Here is a 15,474-nt window from a genome sequence, read left to right on the forward strand (position 1 = left end):
TCTTACACCTGCTTTCTTAATGCGGCTATATAAAAGCCGTCTGATCCAAAATATTGTGGCAATATTTGCAGCTCATGTTCCTTAACGTAGGAACGAACTGGTTCTGGCATACGTTCTACTAATGTTGTATCTTTATAAAAGTTTGCATGCTGTTCTAAAAAACGTTCCACTACTTCTTCGTTTTCTTTTGCATCAATTGTACATGTACTATAAATCAATAATCCACCTTTTTTTAATAAAGACGACATCGTTTCTAATAGCTGTAGTTGAATAGTGTGCAGCCTATCCATATCTTGTTCTTCTTTTGTGTATTTAATATCTGGTTTTCTTCTCATTACACCTAATCCAGAACAAGGCGCGTCCAGCAAAATTCGGTCAAATGACTCGTGTTCAAGTACTTCATTCAGCTTTCTTGAGTCCATTGCTTTTGTTTCTATATTATGAAGATTTAATCTGTCTGCATTTTGGCGAATTAGCTTTACTTTATGGCTATGGAGATCGACGGATAACACTTGTCCTTCATTATTCATTTTCTCTGCAATATGAGTTGATTTTCCACCTGGTGCTGCACAGGCATCCAATACCGCTAACGGTTTTTCTACATCCAATGCATAGGCAACTAACATGGAGCTTTCATCTTGGATCGTTAAAAACCCTTTTTGAAAACAAACCGAATGAGCAATATTTCCTTTTAAACATTGAACTCCTTCTGGTACAACATCACTTGCTGCGACTTGATATCCTTCTTCTTCTAACAAAGATATACATTCTTCTTTTGATATTCTTGTGGTATTTACACGTGCTGTTTGAACAGGAGCTGTTAAATTTAATGCACACATTTTTTTCGTTTCTTCTAGTCCGAATTGATTTACCCATCTTGTTACTAGCCAAAGCGGATGACTTGTTTCCGTTGCCAGCCTTTCAATCGGATCCACAATCTTATCTAATGATGGTACACCTTGTCTTTGGATATTTCTTAATACAGCATTGACTAAACCGGAAATTCCTTTATGACCGCGTTTTTTTGCAATCTCCACCGCTTCATGAATAGCAGCATGATCTGGAATGCGATCTAAATAAAGAATTTGATAAAGCGTTAATTGCAGCAAAGATACTACCCAACTTTGCATTTTATGGCTATTTTTTAAAAAAGGCTGTAAATAATAAGATAAGGTTATTTTTCTTTGCAACGTGCCATAAACGATTTCTGTTAAAAGTCCGATGTCTTTTGCAGGAAGTTCATTTTTTTTAATGCTCGTATTTAATAACAGATTGCTGTATGCTTGATTATTATTGATTGTTTCTAATATATCTAACGCTGTTTCTCGAACGTTTTTTTTACTTGTCATTTTCTGCTCCTACTACTTCTAATACAGCTATTTTTGCACCTGCGCCTCTTAAAAATACTTCTGCTGCCATTTTCTTTTTGCCTGCAGGCTGAAGCTCCGTTATTTTGATCGATGTTTTATTGCCAGTCGCAACGACAATGCCATCTTTTTGAACCTCAACAATCGTTCCAGGTGCAGCATTATTAGAGGTTGTCACCTTTTTTGCATTCCATACTTTCATCACTTCGTTTTGATACGTGGTGAATGCAACGGGCCAAGGATTCAAGCCGCGGATTTTATTGTAGATTTCTTCTCCAGAAAGAGACCAATCGATTTTTTCATCTGAACGTTTTATATTAGAGGCAAAAGTTGCTTCCTCATCTTTTTGAGCAATTGGGGTAATCTCGCCTGCCAACAGCTTTGGCAATGTTTCAGAAAGAAGCGAGCTTCCGGCTGCACTTAATTTGTCATGCAGCGTACCAACTGTATCTTCTTCTGCAATCGGTACTTCCACTTGTGTTAAAATATCTCCAGCATCCAGCTTTTCTGCCATATACATAATGGTAATCCCTGTTTTTTCTTTTCCTTGGATAATACTGTAATGAATCGGCGCACCACCTCTAAGTTCAGGCAATAGGGACGCATGCACATTAATGCATCCATGCTTCGGCGCTTCTAATAATTCATTCGGCAAAATTTGGCCAAATGCAGCTGTTACAATTAAATCCGGCTGCAACTCTATAATTTTTGCTAATTCTTCTGACTGGCGGATTTTTTCCGGCTGGTAAACAGGAATCCCATGTTTTAATGCTTCTACTTTTACAGGCGGCGGTGTTAATGTTCTTTTCCTGCCAACTGGACGATCTGGCTGTGTTACCGCTGCAATTACATGATAGCCATCCTTCAATAGCTGCTGCAGTACTGGTACAGAAAAATCTGGCGTACCCATAAATACAATGTTTGTCATTCAGATTCCACTCCTTCTAACTCTTCTTCCTCTAAATAGCGGGTAATTTTTGTCGTAAAAAGAACGCCGTCTAAATGATCCATTTCATGAAGAATAGCTCTTGCTAAAAAATCCTCTGCTTCGATAATAAAAGGTTTTCCTTTTTTGTTTTGAGCTTTTACTTTAATGGAAAACGGACGGCTCACTTCTCCGTACACTCCTGGAAAACTTAAACAGCCTTCTGGTCCATTTTGTTCTCCATTCGCAGATAGTAATTGTGGATTGATTAATTCAATCGTTCCCATCTCATCATCTATATCAACAATGGCAATTTTTTTACCAATTCCTATTTGTGGTGCAGCAAGTCCTACTCCATCAAATTCAATCATCGTATCATACATATCATTTAATAGTTTTGCTAATTTTTTATCAAATACTGTAACTGTTTCACATGGACGTTCTAATATTTCTGCTGGAAACAGTACAATTTGTTTTACTGCCACTTCATTTCCTCCAAATCTTCTTCTCCATTATTTAATGCAACGTTCTATTTTAAACTGTTTATTTCAAGAACACAAGCATGTTGTATTCCTACATTAGAATATAAGGATTAACATCAATGGAAATTTGTAAACCGTTTGTAGTAATTTCACCTTGATAATGGTCCATTATTGTTTTTAATACTGACTTTAAGTTAGGTTCTTGCTTGTATTTTATCAGACACTGATACCGATATCTATTTTTTATTCTGGAAATAGGGGAAGCAACAGGTCCTAAGACGACCGTTTTAGGAGAGAGCTTTTGCCTTACAACATGAGAAATTTGTTCCGTTACAGCAACTGCTTTCATTAATTGTTCATGGCTTACTGTGATAAGTGTTATATAGTAATAAGGAGGATAGGAGTGGCTTCTTCTTATCATCATTTCACTTTCGTAAAAGATATCATAATTTTGCTGACTTGCAAGCTCAATGCTGTAATGCTCTGGAGTGTATGTTTGAAAAACAACTTCTCCTTCTAATTCATGCCTTCCTGCACGGCCGCTGACCTGTGTTAACAGCTGAAATGTTTTTTCTGATGAGCGGAAATCAGGTAAATGTAGCATCGTATCAGCTGATAATACACCTACAAGAGTAATTTTTGGAAAATCCAGTCCCTTAGCAATCATCTGTGTACCTAGAAGAATATCTGCTTTGCCGTCTTGAAATTGTTTTAATAATTTTTCATGGGCTCCTTTTCTACTTGTCGTATCCACATCCATACGAATTACACGAGCTTCCGGCATGATTTTAGCAAGCTCTTCTTCTACCTTTTGCGTTCCCGTTCCAAAATAGCGAATATGTTCACTGCTGCATTCCGGACAATTGTTCGGTGTCCTATCTTCATATCCGCAATAATGGCATTTCATCTGATTATTGTATTGATGATAAGTTAAGCTAATATCGCAATGAGGACATTTCACTACATAACCGCAGTCACGGCACATTACAAAAGATGAATGACCTCGTTTATTTAAAAATAAAACCGTTTGCTGTTTTTTTTCAATTCGATCTTTTAACTTTTCCAATAACACGCTTGAAAACATGGAACGATTTCCGGCGCGCAGTTCTTCTCGCATATCAACAATTTGAACAGCTGGCAACGGATTATTGTTCATTCTCTTTTTTAATGTCAACAAAGAAAAAACACCTTTTTGCGCACGAGCAAAGCTTTCCAAAGAAGGAGTGGCACTGCCAAGAATGACTGGGCAATGATACGTTTCTCCTCGCTTTATGGCTACATCCTTTGCATGATAGCGCGGGTTTTCTTCTTGTTTATACGTCATTTCATGTTCTTCATCTATAATAATAATGCCTAAATTTTCAAATGGAGCGAAAATGGCTGACCGCGCCCCTACTACTACGTTCACTTCTTTTCGCTGTATTTTCCGCCATTCATCATATTTCTCGCCAACCGAAAGGCCACTGTGAAGAACGGCTACTTGATCGCCGAATCGGCCTTTAAAGCGATGGACCATCTGTGGTGTCAACGCAATTTCAGGCACTAAACAAATCGCTTCCATGCCTTTTTTTAAGACTTTATCAATGGATTGAAGATATACTTCCGTTTTTCCGCTTCCTGTTACTCCATATAATAAAAATACTTTGTGAAATGAATCATCAATGCTATGATGGATTGGCTCGATTGCCTGCTGTTGTTCTTCTGTCAACTGCAAAGGGGATGTTCTCTCAAATTCTCTTTCTTTATACGGATCACGGTACATTTCAACTTCTTTTTCCGCTAAGATGCCTTTTTCGATTAATCCTTTTATAACGCTACTTGATGTTTTCAGCTCTCCTAATAATACTTTCTGTTCAACAGACTCGTTTTTTTGCATAAAATATTCGATTATTTGTTGCTGCTTTTTTGCCTGCTTATTTAAGTTTTTAGCGACTTCTTGTAATTGTGTCCTATTTAGAAGAGAATAAATATGCTTTACCTTTTTTTTGTTGGCTCGGGACTGTACTTCATATACCACTTCGAGCTTTCCCTTTTTGACCTCTTTTTGAATAGCAGAAAGGGAGGTGGTTTTTATTGCTTCCTCCCATAACACTTCTTCTTTCCCATTAAATAGTGGATAGAAACTTTCTGGCAATTCTTGTTGATCGCCATTTGCAAGCAGCCTTATTTTCCGCTCATATTTAGCCTTCAAAGCAGGAGGCAGCATTGCTTGAAAAGCGGATATTTTATAACAAAGTGTTTGTACAGATAACCAATCTGCTAAATGCAGCAGTTCCTTATTTAATACAGGAACAAGGTCCATCGGTTCCGTGATTTTTTTTAACGAATGATAAGAGGACTCCTGCTCAATTGATTCAACAAACCCTTGTACTTTTCTCGGACCAAACGGCACAATAACACGCATTCCTGGCTGAATGATGTTTTCTAAATGTTCTGGTATAAGATAATCAAATGGTTTATCTGTTTGTTTAGCCGGTACATCTACCACCACTTTTGCAACGGTCATCCATTATCATCTTCTTTCAATAAAAAAGCTTGTTCTAACAACTCCAAGGCTACTTCATCTTTTGTTAATAATGGCAGCTCTTTTTTCTCGCCATTTTTCATATAAAAAGTGACTAGATTAGTATCTGTTCCGAAACCAGAATCTTTCCTGTTTACATTATTCGCTACAATCATATCAGCGTTTTTTCTTTCTAGCTTCTCTTTTGCATATTCTTCCATATTTTGCGTTTCTGCTGCAAATCCAATCAGCACTTGTTTGTGTTTTCTTGCTCCTAATTCTGCAAGAATATCTTTTGTTCTAGTAAACTCTATTATTTCCGATCCCGGCTGTTTTTTTACTTTATGATCATACGTTTTAACCGGCTTATAATCACTAACTGCCGCAGTTTTAATAATAATATCAGCAGAACTGCTATACTCCATTACGGCATCGTACATTTCGTCTGCGCTTTCAACAGCAATCACCTTTACTCCTTTTGGCGGAGATATTGCAGTTGGACCTGTTATAAGGATAACGTCTGCACCTAGATTCATCGCTTGTTTTGCAATACTATACCCCATTTTTCCTGTTGAACTATTGGAGATAAAACGCACGGGATCGATTTTTTCTCTTGTAGGTCCAGCCGTAACTAGGACGGTTTTATTGTGTAAAAATTGTTTTTTGCTAGAAAAATGTTCTTCCATATGTTCAATGATAATTTCCGGCTCTTCTAATCTACCTTTACCAACATAGCCACATGCTAAATAGCCTTCACTAGGGTTGATAAAACGATAGCCATAATCATATAATGTCTGAATATTTTTTTGCACTGCAGGATGGTCATACATATGAACATTCATGGCTGGCGCAATCCAGACATCACTTGTTGCCGCCAGTAAAGTAGTTGTCACCATATTATCAGCAATGCCATTCGCAAGCTTTCCAATCGTATTAGCTGTTGCCGGACCTAAAAGAATTAAATCTGCCCAATCTGCTAAATCGATATGAGCAATTACTTTTGCATCCTTTTCATCAAATGTATCTGTATATACTTCATTTTTTGAAAGTGCTTTAAATGTCAATGGAGCCACAAACTCTGTTGCTGCTTCAGACATGATGACTTTTACAATTGCACCCTTTTGCGTTAATTTACTTGTTAATGCACACATTTTGTACACAGCAATTCCACCGGTAATACATAACAATATCTTTTTTCCCTGTAACATGATGTTCCTCCATTCCAAATCCTTCGCTTCTTTTATTATGCAAAAAAAATAGAGATATTTCATCTAAATCAAACAAAAACATATGTCAGAGTGTAGAAATAGTATTTCATGCATCAATCTGCCCTCATGAAAAAAGACTGATCAGGAAGGAGAAATTTCTCTTCCGATCAAGTCTTTCTTTTGATGTTTATGATGGTGTATTATTCGCCTTTTTCCGCTTCCTCTAGATTCACACGGTATGTTAATTGATCTGCATGAATTTCTTCTAATGCTTTTCCGACATTTTTATGAGATACATATTTATTTAATTGTGGTTTTGCATTCAATTGCATTTTTCTCGCTCTTTTCGCTGCCACAGATACTAAAGAATATTTAGAATCAATTTTTGTCATTAATGAATCAATAGATGGGTATAACATAGTTAATTAGCCTCCAGCATTTTTTTGTATTTTGGTTCTACTCTTTCTCTTCTGCAATGTTCAGCAATAATAATTGCCTTTATTTTTTCACATGCATTCTCTACTGTATCATTTTCTACCACATAATCATACAGATGCATCATTTCTATTTCTTCTTTTGCCGCATTCATTCTGTTGTTAATAATTTCTTCCGTTTCTGTCCCTCTTGTGACAATACGTTTTTTCAACTCCGATAAACTAGGCGGACTTAAAAAAATAAATAAGCCGTCAGGAAATTTTTCTCTTACCTGCTTTGCACCTTCTACTTCTATTTCTAAAAAAACATCTTTTCCTTTTTCCGTTGTTTCTTTTACATAATCAACAGGTGTTCCATAATAGTTGCCGACAAACTCTGCATATTCCAGTAGTTTGCCTTCTTTAATCAACGCTTCAAACTCTTCTCTTTTTTTGAAAAAATAATCGACACCATCAACTTCTCCATCACGAGGAAGTCTTGTTGTCATTGAAATCGAATATTCAAATGCGTTATTTTTTTGTGAAAAAATTTGTTTGCGCACCGTACCTTTCCCAACACCAGAAGGTCCTGATAACACAATTAACAGCCCTTTATCTACCACTTTACTTTCCTACCCTTCATCCATTATTTCATCGCGATCATTTAGTCGATGAGCAACCGTTTCTGGCTGTACAGCCGAAAGAATCACATGGTCGCTGTCCATCACGATAACAGCCCTTGTTCTTCTTCCATACGTTGCATCAATTAGTGAACCTCGATCCCGCGCATCTTGGATAATACGTTTAATTGGAGCAGATTCAGGACTTACTATCGATATAATTCGGTTTGCAGATACAATATTTCCGAAACCAATATTTATTAACTTGATGCTCATGTTTATCTCCAATCTTACAGCGGATGTTCAAAAAGTCACCAAATGATAAGCGGCGAATCTCTTCGTTGGTTTCCTTTTCCGCTACTCACGTATCCAACAGAGGATCTTCAACTAAAAACACTCACGTCCTGTGAGCAACGTTGAAGTCACCACATCCTGTGGAAGTCAGTTGCCGGGAGCTAAACCGCCTCGACCTTCTTGCTTCTAATTTGTTCCCTTTTTGAACACACACTTTTATTTATTTTTGACGAGGCAGCATTAATCTAAACTTGTTTTATTCTATGTTTTGGATTTGCTCTTTTATTTTTTCTAAAAAGCTTTTCATTTCGACTACTTCTTTACTGATATCTGCTGAGTTTGCTTTCGAACCAATCGTATTTACTTCTCTATTCATTTCCTGAAGAAGAAAATCTAGTTTTCTACCGATTGCTTCGTTTGCTTGAAGAATATGGTGAAACTGCTGAATATGACTTTTTAACCGAATCAATTCCTCATTTATATCCGCTTTATCCGCAAATATTGCTACTTCCGTTAATAGTCTCGTCTCTTCCACCTTATCTTGTAAATAGTCTTCTATTCTTGCTTTTATTTTTTCCCGATATGCCGTGATAACTTGTGGAGCCAGCTGATGGAGACGGGTAATTGTCTGCTCTGCCTTTCCTAACAAGTGAAGAATATCATGTTGTAATGCAATACCTTCTGCCGTTCGCATCTTCGTTAATTCGATTATAGCTTCTTCGACAACGTCTAAAATAATTTGCTCCACTTCATTTTCGTTTACTTCTTCATCAACTAACTGAAAGCAATCTTCTTTCTTTAACAAGTCATCAATAGAAATTGGTTCTTGTATAGAGTATCTATTTTTTATTTCCGTTAATAGCTGATGATAATGGTCGAGCGATTTATAATCAACGATAACTTTTTGATTTTTAAATCGATCTCCCTCTACCATTATAAAAACTTCTACCCTGCCCCTATGTATATCGTTTGAAATGGTTTTTTTTATTTTTTCCTCTATGTTTAAAAACTGTTTAGGCATTCGAATTGTTTGCTCACGAAAGCGATGATTGACCGCTTTTATTTCAACGGATACGTTAAAATCTTCTAATTGCTTATTGCTCCTGCCAAAACCAGTCATACTTTTAACCATTTTTCACACATCCATTTTTTATAAAACTAAAGCAATACGTATCCATCTCCTGGATACAAAGCTTCTAAGGTTGAAAAACATATATAAATATTTATTCAAAAACAAAAGGTATAGAGTTGTCTCTGATACCCAGGCTATCGACAAACGCTTGCTTTCTTCGTTACTCGCTTTGCTCGGATGCTCATTACCAGGTAAATGAGGATGAACGACTAAATACGTCACGTCCTGTGACAACGTCGTTCTGACCAACATCCTGTTACCCGCCGCTCCTCACAAATCTTCGTGCCTCGAAAGACAAACGCTTTCGATTAGCCTGAAGTTTGCAAATTCAACTTTGTCAATTATCTGAAGTATAGAGTTGTCTCTGATACCTTTTGGATTATAACATATTTTATTTTGATTTACTTAATAAAAATGATCCTGCCAGTAAAAAAGTTGGAACTGATGCTAAACCGATGATCATTGGCCAATCTTTTGAGTGAATTGGCAGTGTATGAAAAATATTTTGTAAGATAGGTACATAAATAACAACAAGTACTAACAATAAGGAAGAAATAACAGCCCATACTAAATACATATTACCAAATGGATTTCGAGATAGAATCGATTTTTCACTGCGGCAATCAAATACATGGATCAGTTGCGCTAACACTAACGTAACAAAAGCAACCGTTTGGGCATATGCCAAGTTGTCCGGATTATTATTATAGGCAAAAATAAACGCTAAAATGGTAGATATGCCAATCAAAAAACCACGTGAGACAACTTTCCAGCCTAAACCTCTTGCAAAGACGCCTTCACTCGGATTTCTCGGATCCCTTTTCATTACATTATCTTCTGGTCTATCGAGTCCTAATGCCATGGCAGGCAAACCATCTGTTACTAAATTGACCCATAATATTTGTATTGGCACAAGCGGCAGTGGCAGGTCAAGCACCATTGCAAATAACATCACTAGTATTTCCCCTACATTGGAAGCTAATAAATAGCGAATAAATTTACGAATATTTTCATAAATATTTCTGCCTTCAATAATGGCCGCTTTAATAGATGCAAAATTATCATCCATTAACACTAAAGAAGAGGCTTCTTTTGCGACATCAGTACCAGTGACCCCCATCGCAATGCCGATATCTGCTGTTTTAATGGCAGGAGCATCATTTACACCGTCACCTGTCATCGCCACTACATGTCCTCTATTTTGAAACGCTTGTACGATCTTTAATTTATGTTCTGGCGATACTCTTGCAAAAACAGAAACTTCATCTACGACATCTTCTAATTGAGATAAGTTCATATTTGATAAATCTTTACCTTCTAACACTTTAGAGCGTTTATTCGCTATCCCCAGCTGCATGGCAATGGCTTTTGCCGTTATCACATGATCTCCTGTAATCATTACTGTTTTTATTCCAGCATCTTTACATTCTTTTACCGCTGTTTTCACTTCTGGTCTCGGCGGATCAATAATCCCTTGTAAACCGATAAAAGTTAAATCTTTTTCGGCTTCATTTTCATGTAAAATAATTGTATTGGGAGATATTTCTTTAAAACCAATCGCAATCGTGCGAAGTGCTTGTGATGCTAAACCGTTAATAGCATCCTGGACCATTTTTTTCGATCCACTTGCAAATACTTGTGTTTTATTTCCCAGCAAAATAGATATGCTTTTTCCCGTTAATACATCTGGTGCACCTTTTGTCACTACAAATTGTCTGCCAGACGGGTCTTTTACGATAACACTCATCATTTTACGAGTTGAATCAAAAGGAAATTCCTTCGTTATTGTAAAATGATTTAATAGTTGACTTCGTGAGTAGCCTGCTTTCATCCCGGCAACAAGCAAAGCACCTTCCGTAGGGTCTCCATTTAATACATACTCACCGTCTTTTTGCAATATTTCCGCATGATTACAAAGGATGCCAAATGTTAATAACTGCTGAAGAACTTTATCTTTTCGGGGATCTATTACCTTATTATCTTCATAATAATGTCCTTGTGGTTCATATCCAATGCCATCAACTGTCCATGTTTTCCCGCCGCTCCAAACCTTTGTCACGGTCATTTTATTTTGAGTAAGTGTACCCGTTTTGTCTGAGCAAATGACACTGGCACAACCTAATGTTTCAACTGCTGGCAGCTTTCGTACAATCGCATTTTTGCGAATCATTTTTTGAACACCGAGTGACAAAGCAATGGTAACAATGGCTGGCAGCCCTTCTGGAATGGCTGCTACTGCTAATGATACACCGGCAAGCACCATTTCATACAAATCATTTCCTTGTAAAACACCAATTGCTACGACGAGAACGGTTAAACATAATGCAGTAACAATCAAAATTTTTCCAAGTTGTTCTAATCTTCGCTGTAATGGTGTTGTTTGTGATTCAGCATTTTGCAATAGATCCGCAATTTGTCCCATTGCCGTTTTCATTCCTGTTGCAATAACAACACCGACGCCGCTTCCCCTTGATACCATTGTACCCATAAATCCCATATTTTCCATATCACCGAGAGTCAAATTCGCTGATTTAATTGGAGGTACTGTTTTTGGTACAGGGACAGACTCTCCTGTTAAAGCAGATTCTTCCACTTCCAGGCTTCTTGATTCAATGATGCGTACATCTGCACCAATCCGATCTCCGCTTGAAAATTTAAGTACATCACCAGGAACTAATTCTTTCGAAAGAATTTTTATCCATTCCCCGTCTCTTAAAACTTGAACTTGTGGCTGCGAAAGCTCTTTTAATGCCGATAAGGATTTTTCTGCTCTTCTTTCCTGGAAAAAACCAAGAAAGCTATTTAGGATGATAATCGCAATAATCGCAATCGCATCAATATATTCACCTAAAAGCCCTGATATTAACGTTGCTGCTAGTAGGACAAGCACCATAAAATCTTTGAATTGACTAAAAAATAAAAGTAGAGCAGATTGCTTTTCTCCTTCTTCAAGCTCATTTTTCCCAAACTGCTTGCTTCGCTTACTAGCATCATCATTTGTCAGCCCAGCCGAAAAATCAGTATTTAATGTTCGTTCCACTTCTTTTTCATTCATTTCATGATAGTTCATCCGGCCATCTCACTTCCCCCTTTTTCAAATCCACTCGCCAATTAAGAAAAGCGTAAGCGCCTTGGTCAGTTTTGAAGCTAGACACTTGTTTACCTTCGATAATTTCTTTACTTTTATTAAAAGGCGAAGAAAAAACGTAGTTATTCTGAATAAAAGTCAAACATTAACTAACCTGCAGAGTTGTCCCAACACCACTCTAAAGAAATCATATTCAACCAAAGATAAAAAAATGCTATTATTATTAGAAAAGCGGAAAAGCCTTGTTCAGGTCCGAAAAACATAAGACGAGCGGCTAAAGGAGGTTGCTCTTTACCTCCACAGACGATTGGCTTATGTCTCGAGGACCTAAGCTTTGGAGCTGGACAATTAGAAAAGCGGAATCGGCTTGAACAGCTCCGAAGAAAAATGTTCATTTGACTCGAAAAGTGCTTTTTACTTTTAGAGGCAAAGGGTTATTTTTCACAAGAGCTAGGCGCTGGAGCTAGACAATGAAAAGCGGAATCGGCTTGGTCAGAGGAAAGTCGGAACCGTACTTACCTGCAGATCCATTTATAAGCAATAATTTATAGATAATATAAAAGATGCATTATAATAAAAGAAACAAGTGTCTGTTTTATGGATACAAAAAGAAAAGGATGTTTATCATGTCATTTGATGGTTTATTTACAAAAGCAATGACTACTGAATTACTAGATAATTTAAAAGGTGGTCGAATAAACAAAGTACAGCAGCCATTCTCAAACGAAATAGTACTGGTTGTTCGGGCAAACGGAAAAAATCAAAAACTCCTGCTTTCTGTTCACCCTAGCTATGCTCGTATTCAATTAACAGAAGAAACATATGAGAATCCAAAAGAACCTCCAATGTTTTGTATGTTATTGCGAAAACATTTGGAAGGTTATTTTATTGAGAATATATACCAAATAGGAAATGATCGAATTATCGTATTAGAAATAAGAGGAAGAAATGAAATTGGCGATATTTCTTATAAAAAACTCATGATAGAAATCATGGGACGGCACAGCAATATCATCTTGGTTGATCAGGAAAAAAATACTATCCTTGATAGCATTAAACATGTTTCTTATGCAGTTAACAGCCACAGAGCTATTCTTCCTGGGTATGAATATAAAGCGCCTCCAGCTCAAGATAAACTCGATCCATTAACAGCAGTAGCGGAAGATGTAGTAAAAACAATTGATTTTAACAGCGGAAAATTAGACAAACAAATCGTGCAACAATTTTCCGGAATTTCGCCACTTCTTGCAAAAGAAATTTTATTTCGTGCAAAGATTGCCAACCGAATTACTTTACCAAAAGCATTTATCGAGCAAATGGAAGACATAAAAAAAGAAACATACGATCCAGCTATTATGTTTACATCAAATAAAGAATACTTTTATTTTCAACCATTACATCATGTTAATGGAGAAACAAGATCGTTTCCTTCCTTAAGCAAAATGCTCGACCGCTTTTATTTTGGAAAAGCAGAGCGAGATCGTGTTAAACAGCAAAGCAATGATTTAGAACGATTTATTGTCAATGAACGGGATAAAAATAAGAAAAAAATAACGAAACTGCAAAAATCACTTGCAGATGCCGAAAACGCTGAACAGTTTCAATTACTTGGGGAACTGTTAACAGCCAACTTATATGCTGTTCAAAAAGGTATGGATAAAGCGGAAGTAGTGAACTACTATCATCCTGAAGGAGAAGTCATGACGATTCCTCTTGATTCTCGGCTATCTCCATCTGAAAATGCCCAAAAGTACTTTACAAAATATCAAAAAGCAAAAAATTCAATTGATATTATTAAGGAACAAATTAGCCTTGCAGAAGAAGAATTAATGTATTTCGAAACATTGATGCAGCAAATCATCTCCGCTTCTCCTAAAGATATTCAGGAAATTCGCGAGGAATTGGTTGAAGAAGGATACTTAAGGGAAAGACAGAAAAAGCAAACGAAAAAGCAGCAAAATAATAAACCTATTTTAGATCAATATTATGCAAATGATCAGACGGAAATATTAGTTGGCAAAAACAATAAACAAAATGATTATTTAACAAATAAACTCGCTGCACGCGATGAAATTTGGCTGCATACAAAGGACATTCCTGGCTCTCATGTTGTCATCCGCAGCAAAGAGCCTTCGGAGGAAACGATTTTGCAAGCAGCCAACTTAGCAGCCTATTTTAGTAAAGCAAAACATTCCAGCGCTGTACCAGTTGACTATACATTAGTCCGGCATGTAAAAAAGCCTAGCGGCGCTAAACCTGGATTTGTCATTTACGATAACCAGCAAACGGTTTATGTAACTCCAGATGAAGAAACGGTTATTTCTTTAAAAAAAGACAAATAGCCTAGATTTTGCAGGCCTCGTGGGAATTGGTAATCTACTCCTTTCCCACGATTTTATTTTTAGATAGAAGGAGCTACATATGAAAATAAAAGGAAAAGTTTTTATACTCCTAATCTTAACTAACTTATTTTGGGCAGGTAACTTTGTATTTGGAAAAATGGTAGGTTCTGAACTTTCCCCTTTATGGATTACTTTTTCAAGATGGGTTTTGGCATTAATTATTCTCTTTCCGCTTGCTTTTTTTCTTGAAAAAAAACCAGATTGGAAATTAGTACGTAAAAATTGGCACTTGCTAGTTATTCAAGGAATACTTGGCGTCATCGCTTATAATCTATTTCTCTATCAAGCATTACGTTACACTTCAGCGACAAATGCTGCGCTCGTGAATACCATTAACCCAGGAGTTATTGTCTTCTTTTCTTTTCTTCTTTTAAAAGAAAAAATGACGACAACACAGATTTTAGGATTATTGCTTTCTTTATTTGGAGCGATTGTGGTTTTAACAAAGGGAAATATTATCCAAATCCTCCATGATAATTATAATGCTGGTGACATCTTGATGATCGGTGCTGTTATCGTTTGGACATTTTATTCGCTACTAGGAAGAAGAATACCACTTCCGCCCATTACAACTACTGCATTTTCTACTCTTTTTGCGATGATGATTCTTGCTCCATTTGCTTTTTATCAAGGAATAGATTTCAGTAAAATCACAACGATAGGAATAATAGGCATTATCTATATGGTATTATTTCCTTCCGCATGTTCTTTTGTATTTTGGAATATGGCATTAAAACAAGTTAGCCCTAACCAGGCAGGAATATTTCTTAACTTAATTCCTGTTTTCACTGCCATCATTGGACTATTTTTAGGGGAAAGCATCTCTAGTCAGCAAATTGTAGGGGGAGCTTTTGTTTTTCTTGGTGTTATTTTAACGTCTGGATTGAAAATAAAGCACAAGCATCTTGAACATCGCCGTACTTTCTGAAAAAGGCTACTGCAAATAATATCAAGGAGCCGACTTTATATAAGTGCTGAAGGAGATTTTTGAGTTTGTGCTTGGTATTATCTTTGTTAGCTTTCTATTAGACAAAAACTCT

12 protein-coding genes are annotated in these 15,474 nt (G+C 36.7%); 2 read left to right on the forward strand and 10 right to left on the reverse strand.

Annotation, left to right across the window (positions count from 1 at the left end; genetic code table 11):
• Window positions 1-2 precede the first annotated feature (2 nt).
• From rsmB to ACTXGU_RS10500, 10 genes are all read right to left on the reverse strand, one after another.
• Window positions 3-1,349 (reverse strand): 16S rRNA (cytosine(967)-C(5))-methyltransferase RsmB, encoded by a 1,347-nt coding sequence (gene rsmB, locus ACTXGU_RS10455; protein ID WP_443481456.1) that lies wholly within the window; start codon window positions 1,347-1,349, stop codon window positions 3-5.
• Entirely contained in the window at window positions 1,339-2,295 is a 957-nt protein-coding gene (fmt, locus tag ACTXGU_RS10460) for a methionyl-tRNA formyltransferase (protein ID WP_443481457.1), read from the reverse strand. Before fmt ends, rsmB begins: the two co-directional genes overlap by 11 nt.
• Window positions 2,292-2,777, reverse strand: coding sequence for a peptide deformylase (gene def / locus ACTXGU_RS10465; RefSeq protein WP_443481458.1), 486 nt, complete (start codon window positions 2,775-2,777; stop codon window positions 2,292-2,294). Before def ends, fmt begins: the two co-directional genes overlap by 4 nt.
• 88 nt (window positions 2,778-2,865) lie before the next feature.
• Entirely contained in the window at window positions 2,866-5,280 is a 2,415-nt protein-coding gene (priA, locus tag ACTXGU_RS10470) for a primosomal protein N' (RefSeq protein WP_443481459.1), read from the reverse strand.
• Window positions 5,277-6,485, reverse strand: a complete 1,209-nt coding sequence (gene coaBC, locus ACTXGU_RS10475; protein WP_443481460.1) for a bifunctional phosphopantothenoylcysteine decarboxylase/phosphopantothenate--cysteine ligase CoaBC — start codon at window positions 6,483-6,485, stop codon at window positions 5,277-5,279. Before coaBC ends, priA begins: the two co-directional genes overlap by 4 nt.
• Window positions 6,486-6,685: 200 nt before the next feature.
• A complete protein-coding gene (rpoZ, locus tag ACTXGU_RS10480) occupies window positions 6,686-6,904 on the reverse strand; it encodes a DNA-directed RNA polymerase subunit omega (protein ID WP_443481461.1) in 219 nt (72 codons plus the stop codon).
• A gap of 2 nt (window positions 6,905-6,906) precedes the next feature.
• Window positions 6,907-7,521: a guanylate kinase gene (gene gmk / locus ACTXGU_RS10485; protein ID WP_443481462.1), complete on the reverse strand. Its 615-nt coding sequence runs from the start codon at window positions 7,519-7,521 to the stop codon at window positions 6,907-6,909.
• 9 nt (window positions 7,522-7,530) lie between these two features.
• Complete coding sequence (gene remA / locus ACTXGU_RS10490; RefSeq protein WP_443481463.1) at window positions 7,531-7,794, reverse strand: extracellular matrix/biofilm regulator RemA; 264 nt, start codon at window positions 7,792-7,794, stop codon at window positions 7,531-7,533.
• A gap of 274 nt (window positions 7,795-8,068) precedes the next feature.
• On the reverse strand, window positions 8,069-8,944 hold the full coding sequence (locus tag ACTXGU_RS10495; RefSeq protein ID WP_443481464.1) for a YicC/YloC family endoribonuclease: 876 nt from the start codon (window positions 8,942-8,944) through the stop codon (window positions 8,069-8,071).
• 391 nt (window positions 8,945-9,335) lie between these two features.
• A complete protein-coding gene (locus ACTXGU_RS10500; protein WP_443481465.1) occupies window positions 9,336-12,014 on the reverse strand; it encodes a calcium-translocating P-type ATPase, SERCA-type in 2,679 nt (892 codons plus the stop codon).
• Between the two features lie 644 nt (window positions 12,015-12,658).
• Here ACTXGU_RS10500 and ACTXGU_RS10505 point away from each other — a divergent pair.
• Both ACTXGU_RS10505 and ACTXGU_RS10510 read left to right on the forward strand, forming a co-directional pair.
• Window positions 12,659-14,374: an Rqc2 family fibronectin-binding protein gene (locus tag ACTXGU_RS10505; RefSeq protein WP_443481466.1), complete on the forward strand. Its 1,716-nt coding sequence runs from the start codon at window positions 12,659-12,661 to the stop codon at window positions 14,372-14,374.
• A gap of 79 nt (window positions 14,375-14,453) precedes the next feature.
• Window positions 14,454-15,362, forward strand: a complete 909-nt coding sequence (locus ACTXGU_RS10510; RefSeq protein WP_443481467.1) for a DMT family transporter — start codon at window positions 14,454-14,456, stop codon at window positions 15,360-15,362.
• Window positions 15,363-15,474 lie beyond the last annotated feature (112 nt).

Origin of the sequence: Niallia sp. 01092 (assembly GCF_052318935.1) — a bacterium.
Lineage (GTDB): Bacteria > Bacillota > Bacilli > Bacillales > Cytobacillaceae > Niallia.